The following is a 21,611-nucleotide window of genomic DNA, read 5'->3' as shown; positions in this document are numbered from 1 at the left end:
AATTTTGTGATTTTATAGATTTTACAGTCTTAACGAATATATCGATTAATTGTTGAGTAAATTGAGCAAAGTTGTCAATCTGTTTTTCAACTGCCTTCTATCGATGATGAAATCTAAGAACCCATGTTCTAATACAAACTCAGAACTTTGAAAGCCTTTTGGTAAATCTTTCCCGATTGTCTCTCTAATAACTCTAGGGCCAGCAAATCCAATCAATGCCTCCGGCTCCGCAATATTGAAATCACCCAACATTGCATACGATGCCGTGACACCTCCAGTAGTAGGATCTGTTAGTAAAGAAATGTAAGGAATACCCGCCTTATCAAGCAATGCTAATTTGGCTGAAGTCTTGGCCATCTGCATCAAACTAAAGCCTGCCTCCATCATACGGGCACCACCTGACTTGGAGATCATCAAAAAAGGAATTTTATTTTTAAGTGAATAATCAATCGCTCTAGCAATCTTCTCTCCAACTACTGAACCCATAGACCCTCCAATGAAGCCAAAATCCATACAGGCAACTACGAGATCCAAGCCATTCATTTTCCCATGAGCAGAACGGACGGCATCGTTCAATTCAGACTTTTTAATGCTAGCCTCTACTCTAGCACTGTAAGGTTTGGTATCGACAAACTTCAGAGGATCACCAGACTTCATATGGGTGTCTAACTCCTTAAACTTATTGCCATCAAAAATTATTTCAAAGTACTCTTTGGATCCAATTTTCACATGGAAATCATCATCTGGACACACATAGGAGTTATTCTTTAATTCCCGGGTATGGATAATATTTCCTTGTGGTGTTTTGAACCAAAGTCCATCAGGAGCATCTTTTTTATCTTCCGTGGAAGTTTTGATGCCTTTATCTGTTCTTTTAAACCAAGCCATAATTTGTCTTTTTGAACTGAAATTTTAACTTCAGGGACTACAAATTTAAAGGTATATTCCATTAAATAAAATTACTGCCAGAATATGGAGGCAATTCATTCCTCAGGTCGCTTTAAAAAATGTCCTCTTTTCTTCAAAAAAAGAGAAATCAAAATCCAGACATTCACAGTCCTGACTTTGATCGTGAATGAATTATTTCATGAAATAAATTGAACATCTTCCTTTGATCTACTCACGAAAAAAATTCTGGATTTGTGAGGGATTTTGATTATTATTTTCACAATTTTAGCTGAAAATCAACCCCTTTGATCCATATGGCTCTCAGCACCTTACTAGTGATTTCTGGAATCATCTTACTCATTGCTTATTTTACCTACGGGAAATATGTCTATAAAAAATTTAAACTCAACGATGATAGACCCTCTCCAGCACATACTTACGAAGATGGGATTGACTATGTGCCAAGTAAACCCATTGTAGTCCTTGGACATCATTTTGCGTCAATTGCTGGTGCTGGCCCTATCGTAGGTCCAATCATTGCAGTTACGTTTGGCTGGGTACCTGCAGTTATCTGGATATTAGTCGGTGGAATTTTCTTTGGGGCAGTACATGATTTGGGTAGTTTGGCAGCCTCCTTACGCAATCAAGGGAAATCAATTGGAGTCATCATTCAAAATAACATCGGGAAAAAAGGGAAACAACTCTTTATTCTTTTTAGCTTTTCTACACTGATTCTGATCATCGGAGTATTTGCAGATATCATAGCCAAGACCTTCGTCAGCAATGCTGGGGTGGCTTCAGCTTCCATCTTGTTTATCGTATTAGCCGTCAGTTTTGGTTTTGTCAACCGACTTTTCGGCAACAGCAAACAGGCCTTTGTTGTAATTTCCGTAATTGGAGTCATCTTGATGTATTATTTTGTGTATCTAGGGATGCAGCTACCCTTTGAATTGAGCTATCAAACTTGGGTGTATATTCTTTTAGGCTATGCATTCATCGCTTCTGTCACGCCGGTATCTATGCTACTCCAACCCAGAGATTATTTGAACAGCTTTTTGTTGTATGGATTGATTCTAGCAGCTGTGGTGGGTGTGTTCATCGCCAATCCAACAATCACTATGAGTACCGAAGTGTATGTCACTGCGGACAACCTTGGGTATCTTTTTCCAGTGTTATTTGTGACGATCGCCTGCGGAGCCATTTCGGGCTTTCATTCCCTAGTAGCCTCAGGTACTACCTCCAAGCAATTGGATAAGGAAAGTGATGCAAAAGTGGTAGGGTTTGGTGGAATGCTGATTGAATCCTTCCTAGCCATTATTTCGGTAGGTGCGGTAATTGTATTGAGTCGCTCAGAATACTTGGAGCGCTTGGGTCAGGAAGGCCCAGTCCCTCTGTTTGCGAGTGGGTTAGGGGCTATGATTGCCTCTATGGGGATTCCTGAAAGTTTTGCAGTAGGCTTTGTAGCCTTAACGGTTTCTGCCTTCGCTTTAACTACCTTGGATACCTGTACCCGATTGGCACGGTTTACCTTACAAGAGTATTTTGATGATATCAAAAGCCCCACGGCACTAAAAATTTCTCAAAATAGGTACCTATCTACCTCCATTGTGGTGATTTTGTCGATCATGCTCTTGGCATCGGGCAGTTTCAGCACTTTATGGCCGATCTTTGGTTCTGCCAATCAGTTATTGGCGGCACTTGCCTTATTAACCATCGCAGTATGGCTAATCCGCCAAAAAGTAAACGCTACCTTTGTGACCATTCCCATGTTTTTTATGTTTACGGTCACACTGACTTCCTTAGGATTATTTGCGTGGAAGAATTTTCAGGCAGAGGTGTATGTCTTGGCTATCATTGCGAGTTTGCTTTTTTTGCTCTCCATTGCCCTGATTACCTTGGCGTCGAGGAGTCTAAGAAAAGAGTTGAAAACAACGGAATTGGTAAAGTAAAAAAAGCCTGAGAATACTCTCAGGCTACCAAAAATCCCTATAATTGATAAAATAGTTAGTCCACTCCATCTGATTTCGCCCTGTTGACGGCATATTTTCCTACATTCTTTCCTTGAATAGTCCCTTCTACGGCATCAAATCTGTAATGAATCCCACCGTACAAGCGTGACATGGCAGCTTCTTCCGCCCAAACCCTAAATTGGTTAGCTTGCGTTGGGAAAAAATAAGCTAAGACCTCAGCCCCAGCAGCTGAAAATGTACTATGACCAGAGGTATATGCAGGAAAATTAGGCGTTCCCAGAATAGTTCGAAAGTTTTTGATCGTTTCTACAGGTCTTGGGTAGTGATAATAATACTTGGTATCCCAACAAGCAACCCCTGCATCCATGATGGCTGTATTCATGTAAGCAAAAACACGAGCCGCTCGAAGTGGATTCAATTTTTCTTGGACTATGGAAAGCTTGGCAAATTTATTCCAGTGGCCCGGTGGAGTATAGGAGCCAAGGCCATCTTCCCACCAGTTGGCAATTCTTCGTTGATCTAAGGTCATGTGTCTGGCAAATCGCTCCAACTCGCGGGCATCTGCTTCAAACTCAGGTGAGCCAATCGCTGGAGGTGGCGGAGACCTTACTTCTTCCACCGTTGGAATATGCCACATCTTTACTTGGCCAAACAATGGCGTAAGACCAACAGGGCGCTGAGGCACTTCGGTGTTTTGCCAATTCCATCCAAAACGCTCAAAAGCGGCATTGGCGATTGAATCAGATACTGGCTTGGGTGCTTGAGCGCGTGCCATGCCATCTGTTGAAGCCCGCATTTTCGCTAATTTGACTACTTCATCACCCAAATACACTCCAGCTTCCAGATCACTTGCGACATTAATTCCTGCCTGAAGCATACTCTGCATATGCTCCTGAAAGTGATTTTCCAAGACCTGAGCCTCTAAAGGAAACATAAGGGTTAAAATCTCTTTAGAAACCTTAGCCACAACTGCTCCATGCGAAGGGTATGCTGGCAAGCCATTTTCAGGATAAGCTAGTCTAATGGATACATCTTGATGAGATGGGCCCATGCGATTGTACTGAAACTTGTATTTCCATGCGAGAATCAACCCATCGTATTGAGCTGCACTTAAGTATGCCAGCATCCTACTGGTGTAAGGGGGATGCGCAAAGGGAAAGGCAGGGGGACCAACCGGATTCGCTGGAGTTGGCAAGGTGTAGGTACCATCTGCATTAGGGCCAGGTATGAGGTTATATTTAGCAGCCATCTCCAAGGCGATCTCATTCCAACGAATAACAGGATTGCTCGTCCAATACGAAATAGCTCGCCTATCAGCACTCGATAAGCTGCTTATAAGATTTTTCACTTCAATTAGTTCCCGCTGATAAGAAGTAGCACTCGTGGGTTCAGGAGCCTCCAGTTGGATTTGAGAAGGATCGGTTACCAAAATAGTTGACCATGTGCCTCCATCTTCATCGATGCTGCTAAATTCATAGGACTCAAAATCCAAGTGACGGGGAGTTTCTTCAAGGCATGATGAAAGACACCCTACAACCATCAATAATAGGGTACATTTTTTTATAGATTTTTTCATGGAGATGCAAAATTAAAATGCTTTAAATTGATAGGTTAGTCCCAATCCTATGGTGCCGGCTTTTCCCACATTTCTTCCAGAAATAGTCTGGTTGACATAAGCAATTGCCCCAAAACCGCGATCAGCTTTGATGTAATATTGAGCCCAAAAACCCACCTGACTAACTTCCATTTTATTGGTGGGCTGTGGACGGTTGTAAGACCGAATATCATCACCTGTCAGACAATCCATACTCATAAAAGTGGCTTCCAACCGCAATCGGTTATCAAGGGTCCAGTACCCAATGGCTGCATGAATATTCACAGCATTGGGCACCTTCATAAATGAGGAATACACTGCTCCATCTTGGTAGTAAAAATTCCGTTCGATTTCGGTTTGACCTCTCCAGAGATAGGCAGCAGCCAAGCGAACCACCAGTCCATTGTCCATTTTATAGCCTGTGATCGCACGCATTCCTATTTCAGGGGCTCCTGCACCGATGCTAAAAGGCATATAATCTGACAAATATGAACCTACAGGCGTGCTCACATGGGTATTGCTAAGAAAAAGTATTCTTCCAGATCCCAATTGATGTTGCAGCCAGTCCACTTTGATGGACACACTCAAGTCTTGCAGCCCATTTTGTCCTACTTGAGTACCACCGGATGCTTCCGTGTGAATGTAGGGAAGACTGGCAATGATGTTCACCTTTTTTGAAATGCCCATGGCGACCATAGGCATCAACATTTTTCTGGTAAATGTGCCGATATTAGCATTTCCACGGAAATAATCTCCTTCCCAATAGCGGTTCCAGGTACTGTGTTCACCCACTACCGCTACACATAATTCCCCTTTGGGCATCATGATTTCGTCGAAGGGCATTTGAGCAAATGAAGGGGAAATACAACTCATATATAAACATGTCAGTATGAAGACCGACCGGTAAAATTGATTCATGATACATAGGTTTAGTTAATAAGATGCTAGAGAATGATCAAAACCTTTTCCAACAAAGCAGCTATGAGGTCTCAGTGATAGATGAATTCATGAGCAATTAGGAAATTGCAAGAACATCTGGCGAAAGCCTCTGATTAGTCTTTTCGAAAATCTGTTGGTTTGAAATACCTCTAAAAGAAAATGCTTGCTTTGAAATCATCGTCTAAATACCCGCATACGAGGATAGACATAGGCCTACTGGCCATGTATAAAATTATCAAAGCGTCGGAACAAAAAATTATTCTTCCGGAGGTGGCGTATGGATATTGAGAAATTGAACGTCGTAAGTCGAAAAAATGAACCCTATTGTTGATATTAACTCTTTCAGTTGAACAGGTGCTGTCAACTTATATATTTCAGTTGGCTGATAGTCTTTCACAAAGGATTTGGAAAGCAGCGAATTTGAACTTCCATCCGGCAAATCATCCTGAACCAATGAATTTACCCACTGTTTGATGGTGGATTGCAGATTAGATTTAGCTGTATCGGGCACATAGATTACCTGAAGGGTATCTTTGGTATACCGTTGTTTGATCGCTCGATAGAGTTGCCCATCTTTTTCAAATACGGTATTGGTTGATCTAAACTGCTCCTCATCCGCCATGTAAGGCAAAGAAAGAGGGATTTCCATCATTTGCTCCTGCAAATATCCCTGCTGCTCACCATAGATGGTCTCTACCCAATTTTTTTCAATCTGAATATTGAAAGAATAATACGCCACATAGTACCCAAAATGATACAATGCAAAACAACAAAGAAGCAATATGGCGCTGAGTTTTTTCAAAATTTTGAACGTAGATATGAAAAGTAGGAAAAATTTTGTAAAACCACAATTTCGCCATGGATTTTAACAAACAAACAATTAGCATCAAGAACTTGAATGGCTAACAAATGCAGGTATATAGTTAAGTAGCCTTGAGATTATTCATTGCCCAAGTAAGAGGAGTCCTATTGGAAATGAATAACTTTCAACCCTTCGTGTCTCAAAGGATTAAAAATCTTGGGTAATCATTTAAAACCAACCTTATCCCTCGTTAACATTAGTTAAACCAGACCATTGCCTCGACCTTTTCCGTATCTTACACGAATGCAACTACAACCACAAGTCGTCAAACGTTGTATCATGGCCTGCTTCACGGGAATTTTACTGCTTATTTCTTGCACCAATAATTCAGATGCTGTTCTAGAAAAAAGCCTTTCCTATACCATAGACACCGTACTAATTGACTCCAAGGATAAAATTTTATTTTTACAGCGGGATTTATATGTCTCGGATTACTCTGAATACGACGGGATGTTGTATAACTTCAACGATAGAACCAATCAAGTCGAAAGAATCAACCTCAGCAACTTAACACTTGAAAACATCATCCCTTTTGAAGTGGAAGGCCCCGATGGCACAGGATTTTGGACTTCCGATATCAAAGTTGCTTCCAATCAAGCGCTCTTCCTAGGTGGTGAACGTGCTGGAATCTACAATCTGCATGGCAAATTGCAGCATAGATTCGATTGGAACGCTAGCACCATAGAAAATGGCAAGATTCTTCCAGAAGAACGTGTGTTTTATCAAGTAGTCAACCCCAACTTCCCTCAACAAGTTTTTGCTATCGTCGTCCATGATTTTGCCAATTCAGTCACCTTACGGCAGCTTGATAGCGCTAGTAAAACCATCAAATCCTACAACATAGACCCTCAAGAAAATTACAAAACTTATACGCTAGGTGACTTAACAAACTATAACAAATGGGACCCGAGAGTTCACATCAACAGTACCGAGGACCACATCATCGTTTCCCATGAATATGCTAATGAATTTCATGTGCTATATCCTGCAAACGATTCATTGGTATCCATTTATTATGACTCTCCTCTCTTACCTTCAAAAGTCACTCCTACGACAGCGGGAGATTTGATAAATTCTATAGAAGACCGGAAAAAAGCATTGAAAAATTATCGGAATCAGATGACTTATGGCCCGCTCATTTTTGATTCAAAGAATAAGCACTACATACGATTAGCTGCATCTATTCAGTATGGAGAAAAAGAGCGGGAAAGGTATTTATTACCAGAGATCGAGACAAGTATAGTGTACATTTCAATTTTTGATAAAGATTTCAACCATTTACTGGATCAGGAAATCCCAGAACTCTCGAAAACAGGCATACCCAAGCATTTTACTAGAGATGGTATGCTTTGGATGTATATAAATCTAGAAGATGATCTAGGCTTTATCCGAATTAACTATGGGCCATTATTTTCAAGCTCTGGATTTAAATCGCTCAAAATGAATTAAAAAGAACCTTTCCACGTTTATAGTATGTAGGATCTCCAAAGCTTTTCACAAGGATGATTTTGGGCCTGAATTTACACTTTTTAACATATCCATGACATTTTCAAACTGGTGTCCTGAGATAAATAAAAATCTCAGTTTACAACAAACAAATAACTAGTCTATGAATATTGTCAGAAGTTGGAGAGAGCAAAAAATCATGTTAAAGTGGAGATTTCCTGTTTTAAATGATGCTGATTTTGTATTCGAGGAGGGAGAAAAAGAAACTATGTTCCAAAAACTTGCTACCAAATTGAATATCAATAGGCAAGCAATGGACTCCTTATTGGCTGAACTCCAATTATATTAAATAAAACTTCTCCCCTTTATAAATACGCCAACCTACATTATGGGGGATATTGTTATTTGCGGTTGCTAAATACGTACGGAATTAGGATCTGTAATTTGATAATTTTTTTAGTGTTAATCATTAAAGCCTGCATTTAAGGCAAAAAGTCATTATGAGCAAAGCAATAAAATTTGAGGATCATGACAATTCAAAGTTTCTCGAGACAGTGCGAGTAAGAACAAACGTATACTTCGAACAAAACAAAATTTCCAAGAAAGCTGATTGGCGTATGATAGCCAAAACAATAGGAATTTTGACTCTTTGGGTTGGTCTTTATGTTGCATTATTATTTGCCGAAGTATCTCTGATATATCACATGATGATCGCGATAGGCTTGGGATTAACCATGGGACTGATTGGCTTCAATATCTGCCATGACGCTCTACATGGAGCTTATTCCAAATCTTCCGAAACGAATAAAGCACTGGGTATTCTCTTTAATTTGATAGGAGCAAATGTATATGTGTGGAAAATGACCCACAACAAAATCCACCATACCTATACCAACATTATCGGTCACGACGCCGATCTTCAAGTAGCTCCTGGAATAATCCGAATACACGAAGATGAACCTAAAAAGCGGATCCACAAGTACCAGCATATCTATGCTTTTTTTCTCTATTCCTTAGCTTCTGTTTCTTGGTTTTACAGGAAAGATTATATGAAGTTTTTTGATGCATCTCTCAGAAGAGAAGACGAAAAACCATCTCGAGCTGAGTACATTGAGCTATTTGCATACAAGGCGATTTACTATATTTTTTTCCTAGTTATTCCACTAGTAGTAATTAATCTTCCATGGTACCTAGTATTATTATTGCTATTGGTCATGCACTTGGCCGAAGGCACCTTGATTGGAAATGTATTTCAATTAGCTCATTTGGTGAATGAAACTGATATGCCTAAACCAGAAAATGAAACGGAGATTCACGACTCTTGGGCAGTACACCAAATGCGTACTACCGCAAATTTTGCAAGGGAAAGCTGGCTTGCAGGATTTTTATTCGGTGGCTTAAATTTTCAGATCGAACACCACCTGTTCCCAAATATCTGCCACGTACATTATCCTGCAATTTCGTCTATAGTCAAAGAGACCGCTGAAGAATTCAATGTACCTTACATTGAAAATAAATCTTTTGCTTCTGCATTGAAATCACATGCAGGCTTTTTGAAAAAAATGGGCAGTTAAATCAAGTCTTCTCCAAAAAAGACTTCTCTAATACTCCGGTGTGTTTTAGAAATGAACCACACCGTTTTTTCACGTCCACCATTTGACTACCCCTTACCTTGTCTGCATTTCGGAGCCTATATACTATACCGCTAAACTGTGAGGGCTTCGGTTAGCAAGATTTCATCGGTTATAGCAATCCAAACAAAAGCCAAGCTATCAAAGCCAACAAAGAAACGGTGCCATAGACTTTGAGAACCTTGAGCCTATTCATCCGATCCAAAAACCAGAGTACCAAAACAGGCTTATATAGTCCTGCAATAATGGATGCTAGACTCCATCCAACAATTAACAAACAAAACCATCTGATTGCTTCTGCCATTACTGAAGTAAAAAAGAACATAAAAAAAGGAGCCCCAAGGCTCCTTTTATACTAATCTTTATTTTTTCTTTTTGATTTCCTGCATCATGTAGCCTTCAATGATATCATCAATCTGAATATTGTTGAAGTTTTTAATAGAGATACCGCATTCGTAGCCAGCTTTCACTTCGGAGACATCGTCTTTGAATCGTTTTAGCTGATCAATCTCACCATCATGAATTACAATACCATCACGAATGATTCTGATTTTATTTTTACGAGTTACATATCCATCCGTCACGTAGGAACCAGCTACTGTACCAATCTTTGATATTTTGAATACCTCTCTAACTTGTACGTTACCTGTGATGATTTCCTCAAATTCAGGCTCTAACATACCTTCGATAGCATCCTTAATTTGGTTGATAGCATCATAGATGATAGAGTAGTGTCTGATTTCAATTTCCTCATTTTCGGCTAGTTTCTTCGCATTAGAAGAAGGACGAACGTTGAAACCAATGATGATCGCATCCGATGCGGAAGCCAACAAGACGTCAGATTCTGAAATTTGACCCACTGCTTTATGGATGATATTTACAGAAACTTCTGCTTTGGAAAGCTTAAGCAAGGAGTCTGAAAGTGCTTCAACAGAACCATCCACATCACCTTTGATGATAATATTCAATTCTTTGAACGATCCGATAGCCAAACGACGACCAATTTCATCCAACGTAATGTGTTTCTTGGTACGTAGAGACTGTTCTCTTAAGATTTGTTCTCTCGAGTTGGCGATATCTCTTGCTTCACGTTCATTATCATAAACCTTGAAAGTATCACCCGCCTGAGGTGCACCACCCAATCCAAGCACCTGGACAGGTGTAGATGGGCCAGCTTCCTTCATGCGTTTACCTTTGTGATCAAACATGGCCTTTACTTTACCATAGTGAGGACCTGCCAATAATACATCTCCGATTTTGAGTGTACCGGCTTGAACCATTACAGTGGCCACATATCCTCTACCTTTATCTAGAGAGGCTTCAATCACTGTACCGGATGCATTTTTATCAGGATTTGCAGTCAATTCAAGAATTTCTGCTTCCAATAATACTTTTTCTAGTAATTCATCTACACCCAATCCCGTTTTGGCGGAGATATCTTGAGACTGGTATTTACCACCCCAATCTTCCACCAACAAGTTCATGTTGGCTAACTCTTCCTTAATTTTTTCAGGATTGGCATTTGGCTTATCTACTTTATTGATGGCGAAGATCATCGGAACACCCGCTACTTGCGCGTGGTTGATGGCTTCCTTGGTTTGAGGCATGATGCTATCATCTGCGGCAATTACAATAATTGCAACGTCTGTGATTTTAGCACCACGGGCACGCATCGCCGTAAAGGCTTCGTGACCAGGCGTATCCAAGAAGGCGATTTTATCACCATTGGTAGTTGTTACATCGTAAGCACCGATATGCTGGGTAATTCCCCCTGCTTCATCAGCTGTAACTTTTGATCGTCTGATATAATCAAGCAAGGAAGTTTTACCATGATCCACGTGACCCATGATCGTAACGATAGGGGCTCTGTGAACCAGTTGGTCTTCTGTATCGATATGCTCAACTTCGTCATTCTCTTCGTCAGGCTTGGCAAACTCGACTTCATATCCAAATTCATCAGAGATGATAGTGATTGCTTCCGCATCCAAACGTTGATTAATAGAAATAAACATTCCAAGAGATAAACAAGTAGAAATCACCTCATTAACAGAGACATCCATAAAAGATGCTAAGTCATTGGCAGAGATAAATTCGGTTACTCTTAAGATTTTACTTTCCTCTTCTCCCTCCATCTCCTCGCGTTGACGCTCGGCACGCTTATCTCTTCTCTTGGATTTACCTCCAGATTTACCTCCACCTTGCAATCTTGCAAGGGTTTGCTTGATCTGATCTTGGATTTCTTTTTGGGTAGGCTCTGCTTTTTGAACACGGTTAGTATTTTGCGCAGGTCTTTGCCCCCCTCTACCTCCTTGGGCAGGTCTACGGTCCCCAGGTCTTGAGCCTCCACCGCCTTGGCCAGGTCTTGGGCCTGATCCTTGAGCTGGTCTTTGTCCAGGACCTTGAGCAGGCTTAGTAGCATCTCCTCCAGCAGTAGCCGGACGGTCTCCTTGTCCTGGTTTTTTATTATCTATTCTCTTACGAGGTCTTTTTTTCTTATTGTCTTTGTTCCTCTCATCAGAAGACGCTACAGGTTTCCCACCTTTTTTCTTGGAACGATCGTCAGGTAATTGAATTTTACCTAAAACGGTCAGACCTTTCAAAGCATCTGCTTTTGCTGAAATGAGCTCAGTCGGCACAACTTCTTCCGCTGCAGGTGCCTCGGGAGCTGTTTTCTGTTCAATAACCGGTTTTACTGGTCCCTTTGGAGCAGCTTGCTCTGCCTTGGCAGGGGTCGGGCTTTTAGGGGGAACAGCAGCAGGTTTCGAAGGAGTTTCTTTTGCGTGTGTGTCAGGGGTCTGAGGCTTCACAGCCTGAGGTTGAGGTGCCGATTTCGCTTCTGAAGGAGCAGTTTTTTCTTCAGGAGCTGGGCTTGGTTTTGGTTGTTGTACAGGAGCAGGTGCCGGCTTTACCGCTTCAGGTGCAGGAACCGGTTTTGGCGGTTCTGGCTTTTTTTCCTGAGGCTTCTCTGCTTTTGGCGCAGGAGCTGGCTCTTTTTTTGGATTCAAATCAATTTTGCCCAATACCTTAATGCCTTGAAGTTTGGGCGCTTCAGCGCTCACTTTTTCCTTTTCAGGCTCTTCGGCTTTTGCCTCTTTTGGCGCACTGGCAACAGGAACCGGCTGAGACGCTGGTTTTGGTTCAGGGATGGGATCAGGTTTTTTCTCTTCCTTAGCCTCTGATTCCGCTTCAATGGTAAAATTCTCGTGATGACGCTTACCAATGTGTAAATGAGAAGCTTCTTCCTTCTCCATCGCGGAAGATTTGAATTCCTTGGCCAACATGCTAAACTGCTCCACGTTGATTTTAGAATTCGGGTTGTTTTCTACATCGAAGCCCTTTTTAGCCAAAGAATCTACCAATGTGGATATTCCCACATTGAGTTTTCTGGCTACTTGGCCCAATCGCATAGTTTTATCTTCTGACATACGCTAAAAACTCTCTCTCTTAATTTTTGACAAATATAACCCAATAATTGGGTAATATTTTTTTATTACTGTTCAAATTCCTGTCTGAGGATTCTAAAGACCTCCTCAATAGTCTCCTCTTCAAGCTCAGTTCTTCTCAACAAATCTTCTTTTGTCAAGGTCAATACACTCTTTGCAGTGTCTAAACCTGTTTTCTTAAATTCGTCAATGATCCAGTGCTCAATTTCATCTGCAAATTCTTCCAAATCTACATCCTCGTCTTCTTGCTCGTTTAATTCTCTGAAGACATCAATTTCATAACCCACCAACCTTGAAGCTAGTCGAATATTGAATCCTCCCTTGCCAATAGCCATGGATACTTGATCTGGTTTCAAGTAAACAGAGATTCGTTGCTTGTCCTTGTCAACTGTAATTGAAGTGACTTTAGCTGGACTCAATGCACGTTGCACATACAAATCCAGGTTTTCAGTATAGTTGATTACATCGATATTTTCATTCTGCAGTTCACGGACAATTGCGTGAATTCTGCTTCCTTTCATACCCACGCAAGCACCTACCGGATCAATTCTATCATCATAAGACTCTACAGCTACCTTGGCTCTTTCGCCAGGCTCCCGTACAATCTTTTTGATGGTAATCAACCCGTCAAACACTTCTGGGACTTCGTTTTCAAACAAACGCTCTAAGAAAATCGGAGAAGTTCTGGAAAGAATAATCTTAGGATTACCGTTGACCATCTCCACTTTGTGTACAATGGCACGGGCACTATCTCCTTTTCTAAATCTGTCTTTGGATATTTGCTCTGATTTTGGGAGAATTAATTCATTCCCTTCGCCATCGATCAATAAGACCTCACGGCCTAATACTTGATAAACCTCGGCAGAAATGATTTCTCCTACCAATTCTTCATATTGATTGAACAACAAATCCTTCTCTAAGTCTTTGATTCTTTGAATCAGGGTCTGTCTAGCCATCTGAACAGCTCTTCTTCCGAAAGCTTCCAGCTCAATTTTTTCGTAAACTTCTTCACCTACTTCAAAATCAGGCTCAATTTGTCTAGCCTCCGTGAGTGAAATTTTATCCAAATCCCAGATATCTTCCGAGTTATCATCGACTATTTCACGAATCCTTAGAATTTCCAAGTCTCCTTTGTCAGCATTGATGGTAACATCAAAGTTTTCATCGTTCTCATACTTCTTGCGAATCATCGCTCTGAAGACATCTTCCAGAATACGGATCATGGTAGGTCGATCCACATTTTTAGATCTTGCAAACTCTGCAAAGGAATCTATTAGAACTTTAGCATCCATCTTTCTTATTTAAATGAGACTAATACAATTGATTTTTTTATTTGCTCAAATGGAAGATTCTTTTCCTCTTCCACTGCTTTTTTGCCTTTCTCTTTTTGTTTGACCATCAACTGGAGGCCATATGAATCAACAGACAGCAATTCGCCTTGGATTTCTTTGTCGTCCTGTAAGGTTATCTTGAGTGACCGTCCGACATTCTTCACATACTGACGTTTGGAGTTCAAAGGGAAATCCAATCCCGGAGAGGAAACTTCCAATATGTAAGCGTCGCTTAGCAACTCTTTAGCTTCTATCTCCTCACCCACAGCCCTACTGACAATCGCACAGGTATCTATATTCAATCCCTGATCAGCATCAATCAAGATTTTAACGGCCGTTTTAGAAGATTTTTCTACAACTTGCACATCTACAATAAAGTGTGTGTCATCGGGTAGATGCTTCAATACGATTTCTTCTATACTTTGCTTAACATTCATACTTGCTATAATCCTATCAAATGAAAGAGGGGACTCTTGTCCCCTCACGCATTCGGATATTACTCCACAAAGGTAAGAAAAATATTCCCACAAAAAAAAACAGCATTCTTGTAAGAAATTGGGAATTAGATAATAATTTTGCCGACCCACAGGGAATATTTGGTATTTTAAGTGCTAAATTAGTGCCGACAACAATTCAAAATTTAGAAACATAATGGGTTTATTTGACTTTTTTTCAAGCGACATAGCCATAGATTTAGGTACAGCCAATACGTTGATTATACATAAAGACAAAATAGTTGTAGACGAGCCTTCCATCATTGCCATCGACCGATCCACCAATCGGGTTCTGGCTGTTGGAAGAGATGCGATGAACATGCACGAGAAAACGCATGAAAACATCAAAACTATCCGTCCATTGAAAGATGGAGTGATTGCTGACTTCTACGCTGCCGAACAAATGATCAGAGGAATGATCAAAATGATTCCTGGTCATAACAAAGGCATGTTTCCAAAATCTCATCGCATGGTTATCTGTATACCTTCAGGAATTACAGAAGTTGAAAAGAGAGCTGTTCGGGATTCTGCCGAGCATGCCGGTGCAAAAGAAGTGTACATGATCTATGAACCGATTGCTGCGGCAATAGGTATTGGTATCGATATTGAGAAGCCGATGGGATCCATGATCGTTGATATTGGTGGGGGTACGACTGAAATTGCCTTGATTGCACTTTCAGGTATCGTCGCTGATCAATCCATACGAGTAGCTGGAGATACCTTCACCAAGGACATATTAGATTACATGCGTAGACAACACAACCTCTTAATTGGAGAGCGCTCTGCCGAAAAAGTCAAAATCGCTATCGGTTCTGCACTAACGGAATTGGACGATGCCCCTGAAGACTATGAAATCAGGGGACGTGATTTGATGACAGGTATCCCTAAAGTAATTAAGGTATCATACTCCGAAATCGCCTTTGCACTCGATAAGTCTGTGTCCAAAATAGAAGAAGCTGTATTGAAAGCTCTAGAAATTGCACCTCCAGAGTTATCAGCTGATATTTATGATAATGGAATCCACCTGACTGGTGGTGGCGCACTTTTGAAGGGTCTAGACAAACGATTACATCAAAAAACAAAATTGCCGATCCATATCGCTGAAGATCCACTGAGAGCAGTGGTGAGGGGCACAGGAACTGCCTTAAAAAATATCTATAACTTTAAAACAGTTTTGATGACTTGATGAAGAATGCAGCGGATATTCTTATTTCTATATCGAATCCGAGCCTTCTTGCTATTTATAGCATTGGAGGCTATTGCTGTTTTTCTGATTGTTTCCAATAACTCTCAGCAAGGCTCCGCTGTGTTCAACAGTGCCAATCAAATTACAGGAAATATACTGAATACGCAGGCAAATGTGTTGGATTACTTCTCATTGGCTTCGGTTAACAAAGCCCTCGTAGACAAGAATGCAAATTTGCTCGCAGAATTAGAAAAGTTTAAAAAACCTGCTGATTCTGTATACATCGAATTAGATAGCGTACTCAGTGCTAGCTTCCAATTTAAAGGTGCCAAAATCATTAACAATTCAATTCATCACAGTCAAAACTACCTCACTATTAACCGTGGATCAAACCATGGAATCAAAGAAGGCATGGGGGTGTTTAATGAAGAAGGCGTCGTAGGAAGAGTGAGGGCGGTAACCAAAAATTTTGCTTCAGTTATTTCATTGCTACACACAGAGTTGTTGGTTTCATCCAAAGTAAAGTCTTCCGAAGTATTTGGTTCGACCAAATGGGACGCCAAAGACCCTAAGCGTGCCAAAATGCTTTATGTACCGAGACATGTCAACATTGCTGTTGGTGATGAAATTGTTACTTCAGGATATAATGCCGTTTTCCCAGAGGGCATTTCTATTGGGAAAGTCATCGATGTAAGTCCTGGCAAAGAGACTAATTATTTGGATATCACCCTCGAACTTTCTACTGATTTTACTAGGGTATCCTATGTGTATCTAGTAGAAAACAATCGAGAAGAAGAATTGGAAGAGTTGTATAAATCAAGCGATATCCTAGATGAATAGTCAAAAAATTTTTTACCTAATCTTGGGTTTCTTTATCTACTTAATAGTACAGGTACTACTTTTAAAAAACATGGTCATCTTTGGAATGATTTTTTGTTTTTTATATGTTCTTTACCTGCTTTTATTGCCCTTAGAAATGAAGATTGTCACCATGTTACTCATTTCCTTTGTATTGGGTATCAGCGTGGACATTTTTTACGATACCATGGGTATTCACACAGCAAGCTTGTTGGTAATCGGATTTATACGAGAGCAGTGGATCAAATTACTTACACCTACTGGAGGTTATGATGAAGACTTACAACCTACCTTCTTAAACATGGGTTTTGGCTGGTTTTTAACATATAGTCTACCCCTGTTTTTTATTCATCATTTCATTTTCTTTTCAATTGAAAGCTGGGGCACAGATTTGTTTATCCCAGTTATTCAAAAAACAGCTTCTAGTGCTATTTTTGTATTTATAATCAGTATAATTGTTCAACTGTTATTCTACAGGAGAAGAAGGGGTGTTTAATGAATGATCAGAGACCTATCATCCTCAGCATCGTCGTCGTATTGGTGGGGTTGATAATCGTAATAAGACTGTTTTCAATACAAGTCATGGATGACAGCTTTTTGAAAAGAGCTGAACGGAATGCTATTCAACGAGTGGTAGACCATCCGTACAGGGGGTTGGTGTATGATCGAACAGGGAAAATTATGGTATATAATAATCCCATTTTTGATCTGATGGTAATTCCTCGGGAATTTAATGTAAAAGATACTACACGCTTCTGTGAGATTTTTCAAATCAGCAAAGAGCAACTGATCGAAAACTATACTGCAGCAAGAAAATACTCCTCTGTCAAGCCCTCTCCCCTTGTCAAGCAGATTTCAACGACGGATTTTGCACGAATTCAGGATTACTTGATTGATTATCCGGGCCTATTTGTAATGACTCGATCGGTGAGATCCTACCCTCAGCCATCTGCTGCCAACGCTTTGGGGTACATAGGTGAAATCTCTGCCACACAGCTTGAGCGTGACACCGTGCGCTATTACAGACAAGGTGATTATGTGGGCCTCAGTGGAATTGAAGGGTTTTATGAAAAAACCCTTCGAGGTGTCAAAGGTGTCAAATATAAAATGGTTAACGTCCGCGGGGTGGATAAGGGTCCTTTCAAGTCTGGAGAATATGACACGGCTTCAGTAGCAGGCAATAACATTACCTCGACAATTGATCTTGCTCTTCAAGAATATGGAGAACTACTCATGGCCGGCAAAAGAGGCTCGGTGGTGGCTATTGAGCCAAAGACAGGAGAAATCCTTGCTATGATATCAGCTCCTACTTATGATCCCAATGTCTTGACAGGTGCCAAATTTGGTGCAAATTATATGTTGCTCAACCGGGATGAAAGTAAGCCGTTGTTTAACAGACCCATCATGGCTATGTATCCTCCGGGATCCATCTTCAAAGTTGTACAATCACTGATAGGTTTACAAATGGGAGTATTGACTCCAAATACTACGCTTTCCTGTAACAGATCCTTAGTGGCATGTCATAATCATCCCAACCCAGTCAATCTATTTGGGGCTATCAAATATTCCTGTAATCCATATTATCATCAAGCCTACCGCATGATGATCAACCGGGAAGTTTCTAAAAACACCTTTAAGGACACAGAAATTGGCTTGAATGAATGGAGAGAAAAAGTATTGAAATTTGGTCTTGGTGGTCCACTGGGTATTGATTTATACAATGAAAAAGGTGGAGATATTCCTTCCAGTAAACTATACGACCGAGTGTATGGACCCAACCGTTGGAAGTACTCTACCATTTATTCCCTTTCCATAGGTCAGGGAGAAATGCTTGTCACACCACTTCAGATGGCAAACTTAGCGGCGGTTTTTGCAAATAAGGGATACTATTACACTCCTCACTTGATCAAAGCGATCGATGGAGATCCGAAAAAAATCGACATCAAGTACCGCACAAAAATCGATGTGGGCGTGGACGCCCATCATTTTGATATGGTCCAAGATGCGATGGCAGAGGCTATCTATGGGACAGCAGCCAGAGCCGCCATCAAAGATATTGCAGTAGCTGGTAAAACAGGAACTGCCCAAAATCCACAAGGAGAGGATCACTCTGTTTTCGTGGCATTTGCCCCCAAAGAAGATCCGAAAATAGCGATTGCAGTATATGTAGAAAATGCTGGTTGGGGTGGTCGTGCAGCTGCAAGTACAGCAAGTTTGATGATTGAAAAATACATCCGCGGCTATATTACCCGAGAAGCATTGGAAGAATATGTGCTGATTGGAAAATTTATGTAAGGTGAGAAATAAGGATGAATTATATTTAAATAAGATCGATTGGCTAACAGTTGGCATATACGTGTGCCTTGTTATTTTTGGCTGGTTCAATATCTATGCAGCGGTCTATGATGAGCAATTTCCTAAGAGTATTTTTGACTTATCTATCAATTCTGGACAACAGCTTATTCGTATTGGAGCCGCATTTATCATTATTCTTCTGATCATGGTGGCAGATTACAGAGTCTTTGATAACCTTGCATGGATTCTATACATTGTATTTTTGGTTTTATTGATCATTACTCCATTTATTGGAAAAGAAGTCAATGGGCAAATTCTTTCCATTGGTGTTGGCTCTTTTAGGATCCAACCCTCTGAGTTTGCAAAATTTACTACAGCTTTGGCTCTTGCTAAGTACATGGAAAGGCCAAGTTTTGATCTCTCTCAGATCAAACACCAATTTCAGGCAGTAATCATCATCATGATACCTGTGATTTTGATCATGCTTCAGCCCGATACGGGAACTGCCATGGTGTATTTTGCATTTTTTATCATGCTTTATAGAGAGGGCATGCCTCAATATTATTATGCTTTAGGATTGGCCCTTGTTGCGGTTTCTTTGCTGGCTTTAGGGATAGAAAATAATTTGTATTTGGTAATTGGAGTTTTCGCTGTAATTGGGCTTCTGATCTTGATGGGTAAAAAAAGGCTTGGAAGAATTTTAACACTGCTTGGTATCGGCGTACTCGCGGTAGTTTACATATACAGCTTAGACTATGTGGTCTCCAAATTGCCAGAACATCAGCAAAACCGAATCATGGTCCTATTCAACCCCGATTTGGACCCTTTGGGAGTTGGTTGGAATGTTACTCAATCGAAAATTGCCATCGGTTCTGGTGGATTTTGGGGCAAAGGCTACCTGGAGGGAACCCAAACCAAGTTTGACTTCGTGCCCGAACAGCATACTGACTTTATCTTTTGCACCTTGGGCGAGGAGTTTGGATGGGTTGGAAGTACAGTGGTCATCATTCTTTTCTGTACTTTACTTATTCGATTAATATACCTAGCCGAACGCCAGAAAAATAGATTCTCCAGAATCTATGGATATTGTGTGGTTTCCATCTTGCTTTTTCATGTGATGATCAATATCTCAATGACGATTGGTTTATTCCCCGTAGTTGGAATTCCTTTGCCATTCTTTAGCTATGGAGGGTCTTCTCTGTGGTCCTTTACGATTTTACTGTTTATTTTCATCAAACTAGACTCTCACAGAATTCAGTTGTTGGGAAGGATGAATTGATATAATGAGATAAATTCGGGCTATTTATGTGTCTATCCAAGCACTAAATCAAGCCCCTAGCCTTTAACTCCAAGTATTTGTTGATGGTATGAATGCTCAATTTCTTCGGTTTGGTAAGGATAGTTTGGATTCCATGACGGTTGAGCTCCTTGGCCATCCATCTTTTATCATAAATAAATTTCCCCGCAATGGTTTGGTTGAACACATCCGAAAGACGCTCCGATTGGCTTTCAGCGACAGATTCAAGCAGCGTGTTCTCAAACATTACAACGACTAGTAAGTGTTGCTTGGCAATAGCCTGTAAATAAGGTAATTGACGCTCCAATGCCGAATGATATTCGAAATTGGTAAAAAGCATGACCATACTTCTCTGATTAACTTTTCGCTTCAACCAAGTATACAATAGCCCAAAATCCGTATCCAAATAATCCGTCTTTAGACCATAGAGCATTTCCAAAATACCCAACAAATGGGTTTTCCGATTACTCGCTGCTGGCGATTTATGGATAACATGAGAAAAAGTGACTACTCCAGCTTTATCTCCCTTTTTGATGGCAATATTGGAAAATGCTAGACAACTATTGATTGCATAATCCAAGAGACTCAAACCTTCAAATGGCATCTGCATGACCCTACCCATGTCCAAAATGGAATAGATGTGCTGGGACTTTTCATCTTGAAATTGATTGACCATCAAATCAGCAGCTTTGGCAGTGGCTTTCCAATTAATCGATCGCACATCGTCCCCCACCGTATACTCCTTAATTTGCTCAAACTCCAAGGTGTGGCCAATTCTCCTGATTTTTTTTTAGCTCTTGTGCCATCCTTCGAGTATTGGTTGCCAAAAAATCATACTGCTGCATTTGAATAAAGGAAGGATACACCTTGACCAATTGCCCCCGCTGGAAACTCAACCTTCGCTTGGCTAAACCAAGCTTACTTTGAACAAATACATGTAAATCCCCAAAATAATACTCCCCTCTCTCCAAGGGAGTCAGCTGATGCGCTTTGTAGATATTTCATTGACCAGTGGTGGGGTGGCCATTATCACTATTTTGATTACCGGAAAGGGACAGCGGGTAGGTGATGTAGCCGCAGGGACGACTGTAGTATCAGAAAAATTCAGGATTGGCCTGCATGAAACTTTATTACAAGAAATTCCCGAAGACTATGTTCCCAAATACCCACAGGTAATGAACCTCAGCGATCAACAAATCAAGCAGATCAAAAGTGAAGCCCTAAAATCAGGGGATTTCTTGCTCATCAAACAATTAGCCGAGAAAACTGCCTCCCTGCTGCAGCTAAACCCTGAGGAAAAAAACTTAGCTTTTATTGAGCATATCATCAAGGATTACAATTATTATGGGCAGAGGGGGTAGTTATTCCTTTGCAATC

Annotated in this window: 20 protein-coding genes; 11 read left to right on the top strand and 9 right to left on the bottom strand. The window is 40.7% G+C overall.

All coding sequences use genetic code 11. The features are described from left to right. Positions 1-45: 45 nt before the first annotated feature. Positions 46-888 (bottom strand): acetyl-CoA carboxylase, carboxyltransferase subunit beta, encoded by an 843-nt coding sequence (accD, locus tag IPZ59_RS05505; protein ID WP_236138880.1) that lies wholly within the window; start codon positions 886-888, stop codon positions 46-48. A gap of 314 nt (positions 889-1,202) precedes the next feature. Here accD and IPZ59_RS05500 point away from each other — a divergent pair, with 314 nt between their 5' ends. Continuing rightward, positions 1,203-2,837, top strand: coding sequence for a carbon starvation CstA family protein (locus IPZ59_RS05500; RefSeq protein ID WP_236138879.1), 1,635 nt, complete (start codon positions 1,203-1,205; stop codon positions 2,835-2,837). Positions 2,838-2,892: 55 nt separating this feature from the next. Here the strand turns inward: IPZ59_RS05500 and IPZ59_RS05495 are convergent, their stop codons facing one another. From IPZ59_RS05495 to IPZ59_RS05485, 3 genes are all read right to left on the bottom strand, one after another. After that, a complete protein-coding gene (locus IPZ59_RS05495) occupies positions 2,893-4,434 on the bottom strand; it encodes a phosphatase PAP2 family protein (protein ID WP_236138878.1) in 1,542 nt (513 codons plus the stop codon). A gap of 12 nt (positions 4,435-4,446) precedes the next feature. After that, positions 4,447-5,370: a transporter gene (locus tag IPZ59_RS05490; protein ID WP_236138877.1), complete on the bottom strand. Its 924-nt coding sequence runs from the start codon at positions 5,368-5,370 to the stop codon at positions 4,447-4,449. A gap of 277 nt (positions 5,371-5,647) precedes the next feature. Next, on the bottom strand, positions 5,648-6,193 hold the full coding sequence (locus IPZ59_RS05485; RefSeq protein ID WP_236138876.1) for a hypothetical protein: 546 nt from the start codon (positions 6,191-6,193) through the stop codon (positions 5,648-5,650). 339 nt (positions 6,194-6,532) lie between these two features. Here IPZ59_RS05485 and IPZ59_RS05480 point away from each other — a divergent pair, with 339 nt between their 5' ends. The 3 genes from IPZ59_RS05480 to IPZ59_RS05470 all read left to right on the top strand — a co-directional run bounded on the left by IPZ59_RS05480 (position 6,533) and on the right by IPZ59_RS05470 (position 9,273). After that, positions 6,533-7,702, top strand: a complete 1,170-nt coding sequence (locus tag IPZ59_RS05480; RefSeq protein WP_236138875.1) for a DUF4221 family protein — start codon at positions 6,533-6,535, stop codon at positions 7,700-7,702. 160 nt (positions 7,703-7,862) lie between these two features. Continuing rightward, the gene (locus tag IPZ59_RS05475) at positions 7,863-8,048 is read left to right on the top strand and encodes a hypothetical protein (RefSeq protein WP_236138874.1); all 186 of its coding nucleotides are present in this window, start codon (positions 7,863-7,865) and stop codon (positions 8,046-8,048) included. 268 nt (positions 8,049-8,316) lie between these two features. Then, entirely contained in the window at positions 8,317-9,273 is a 957-nt protein-coding gene (locus tag IPZ59_RS05470) for a fatty acid desaturase family protein (protein WP_236138873.1), read from the top strand. 169 nt (positions 9,274-9,442) lie between these two features. Here the strand turns inward: IPZ59_RS05470 and IPZ59_RS05465 are convergent, their stop codons facing one another. The 4 genes from IPZ59_RS05465 to IPZ59_RS05450 form a co-directional block, all read right to left on the bottom strand. After that, positions 9,443-9,634 carry a hypothetical protein gene (locus IPZ59_RS05465; protein ID WP_236138872.1) on the bottom strand — a complete coding sequence of 64 codons (192 nt, stop codon included), beginning with the start codon at positions 9,632-9,634 and terminating at the stop codon, positions 9,443-9,445. Positions 9,635-9,692: 58 nt separating this feature from the next. Further along, complete coding sequence (gene infB / locus IPZ59_RS05460; RefSeq protein WP_236138871.1) at positions 9,693-12,755, bottom strand: translation initiation factor IF-2; 3,063 nt, start codon at positions 12,753-12,755, stop codon at positions 9,693-9,695. Positions 12,756-12,820: 65 nt separating this feature from the next. Continuing rightward, positions 12,821-14,065 carry a transcription termination factor NusA gene (gene nusA / locus IPZ59_RS05455; RefSeq protein WP_236138870.1) on the bottom strand — a complete coding sequence of 415 codons (1,245 nt, stop codon included), beginning with the start codon at positions 14,063-14,065 and terminating at the stop codon, positions 12,821-12,823. 5 nt (positions 14,066-14,070) lie between these two features. Continuing rightward, positions 14,071-14,541, bottom strand: a complete 471-nt coding sequence (locus IPZ59_RS05450) for a ribosome maturation factor RimP (protein WP_236138869.1) — start codon at positions 14,539-14,541, stop codon at positions 14,071-14,073. A 20-nt stretch (positions 14,542-14,561) separates the two neighbouring features. Here IPZ59_RS05450 and IPZ59_RS05445 point away from each other — a divergent pair, with 20 nt between their 5' ends. Genes IPZ59_RS05445 through rodA form a run of 6 tightly spaced genes read left to right on the top strand, consistent with a single transcriptional unit; the run spans position 14,562 to position 20,216 of the window. Next, positions 14,562-14,756, top strand: a complete 195-nt coding sequence (locus tag IPZ59_RS05445) for a hypothetical protein (protein ID WP_236138868.1) — start codon at positions 14,562-14,564, stop codon at positions 14,754-14,756. Beyond that, positions 14,756-15,784, top strand: coding sequence for a rod shape-determining protein (locus tag IPZ59_RS05440; protein WP_236138867.1), 1,029 nt, complete (start codon positions 14,756-14,758; stop codon positions 15,782-15,784). Before IPZ59_RS05445 ends, IPZ59_RS05440 begins: the two co-directional genes overlap by 1 nt. Before the next feature lie 6 nt (positions 15,785-15,790). Next, entirely contained in the window at positions 15,791-16,624 is an 834-nt protein-coding gene (gene mreC, locus IPZ59_RS05435) for a rod shape-determining protein MreC (protein ID WP_236138866.1), read from the top strand. Then, positions 16,617-17,138 (top strand): rod shape-determining protein MreD, encoded by a 522-nt coding sequence (locus IPZ59_RS05430; RefSeq protein WP_236138865.1) that lies wholly within the window; start codon positions 16,617-16,619, stop codon positions 17,136-17,138. Before mreC ends, IPZ59_RS05430 begins: the two co-directional genes overlap by 8 nt. Then, positions 17,138-18,937, top strand: a complete 1,800-nt coding sequence (mrdA, locus tag IPZ59_RS05425; RefSeq protein WP_236138864.1) for a penicillin-binding protein 2 — start codon at positions 17,138-17,140, stop codon at positions 18,935-18,937. Before IPZ59_RS05430 ends, mrdA begins: the two co-directional genes overlap by 1 nt. Before the next feature lies 1 nt (position 18,938). Beyond that, positions 18,939-20,216, top strand: coding sequence for a rod shape-determining protein RodA (gene rodA, locus IPZ59_RS05420; RefSeq protein ID WP_236138863.1), 1,278 nt, complete (start codon positions 18,939-18,941; stop codon positions 20,214-20,216). Positions 20,217-20,259: 43 nt separating this feature from the next. On the opposite strand, the gene IPZ59_RS05415 is transcribed toward rodA, so the two are convergent. Beyond that, positions 20,260-20,997, bottom strand: a complete 738-nt coding sequence (locus IPZ59_RS05415) for a DUF58 domain-containing protein (protein ID WP_236138862.1) — start codon at positions 20,995-20,997, stop codon at positions 20,260-20,262. 220 nt (positions 20,998-21,217) lie between these two features. Between IPZ59_RS05415 and IPZ59_RS05410 the strand changes: the two genes are divergently transcribed. Next, positions 21,218-21,595, top strand: a complete 378-nt coding sequence (locus IPZ59_RS05410) for an RDD family protein (RefSeq protein WP_236138861.1) — start codon at positions 21,218-21,220, stop codon at positions 21,593-21,595. The last annotated feature ends 16 nt before the right edge of the window (positions 21,596-21,611 follow it).

This window comes from Mongoliitalea daihaiensis, from assembly GCF_021596945.1.
In the GTDB taxonomy this organism is placed as follows: Bacteria; Bacteroidota; Bacteroidia; order Cytophagales; family Cyclobacteriaceae; genus Mongoliitalea; species Mongoliitalea daihaiensis.
Note: the sequence above shows the minus strand (reverse complement) of the source record. Positions and strands in the feature narration are given on the sequence as shown.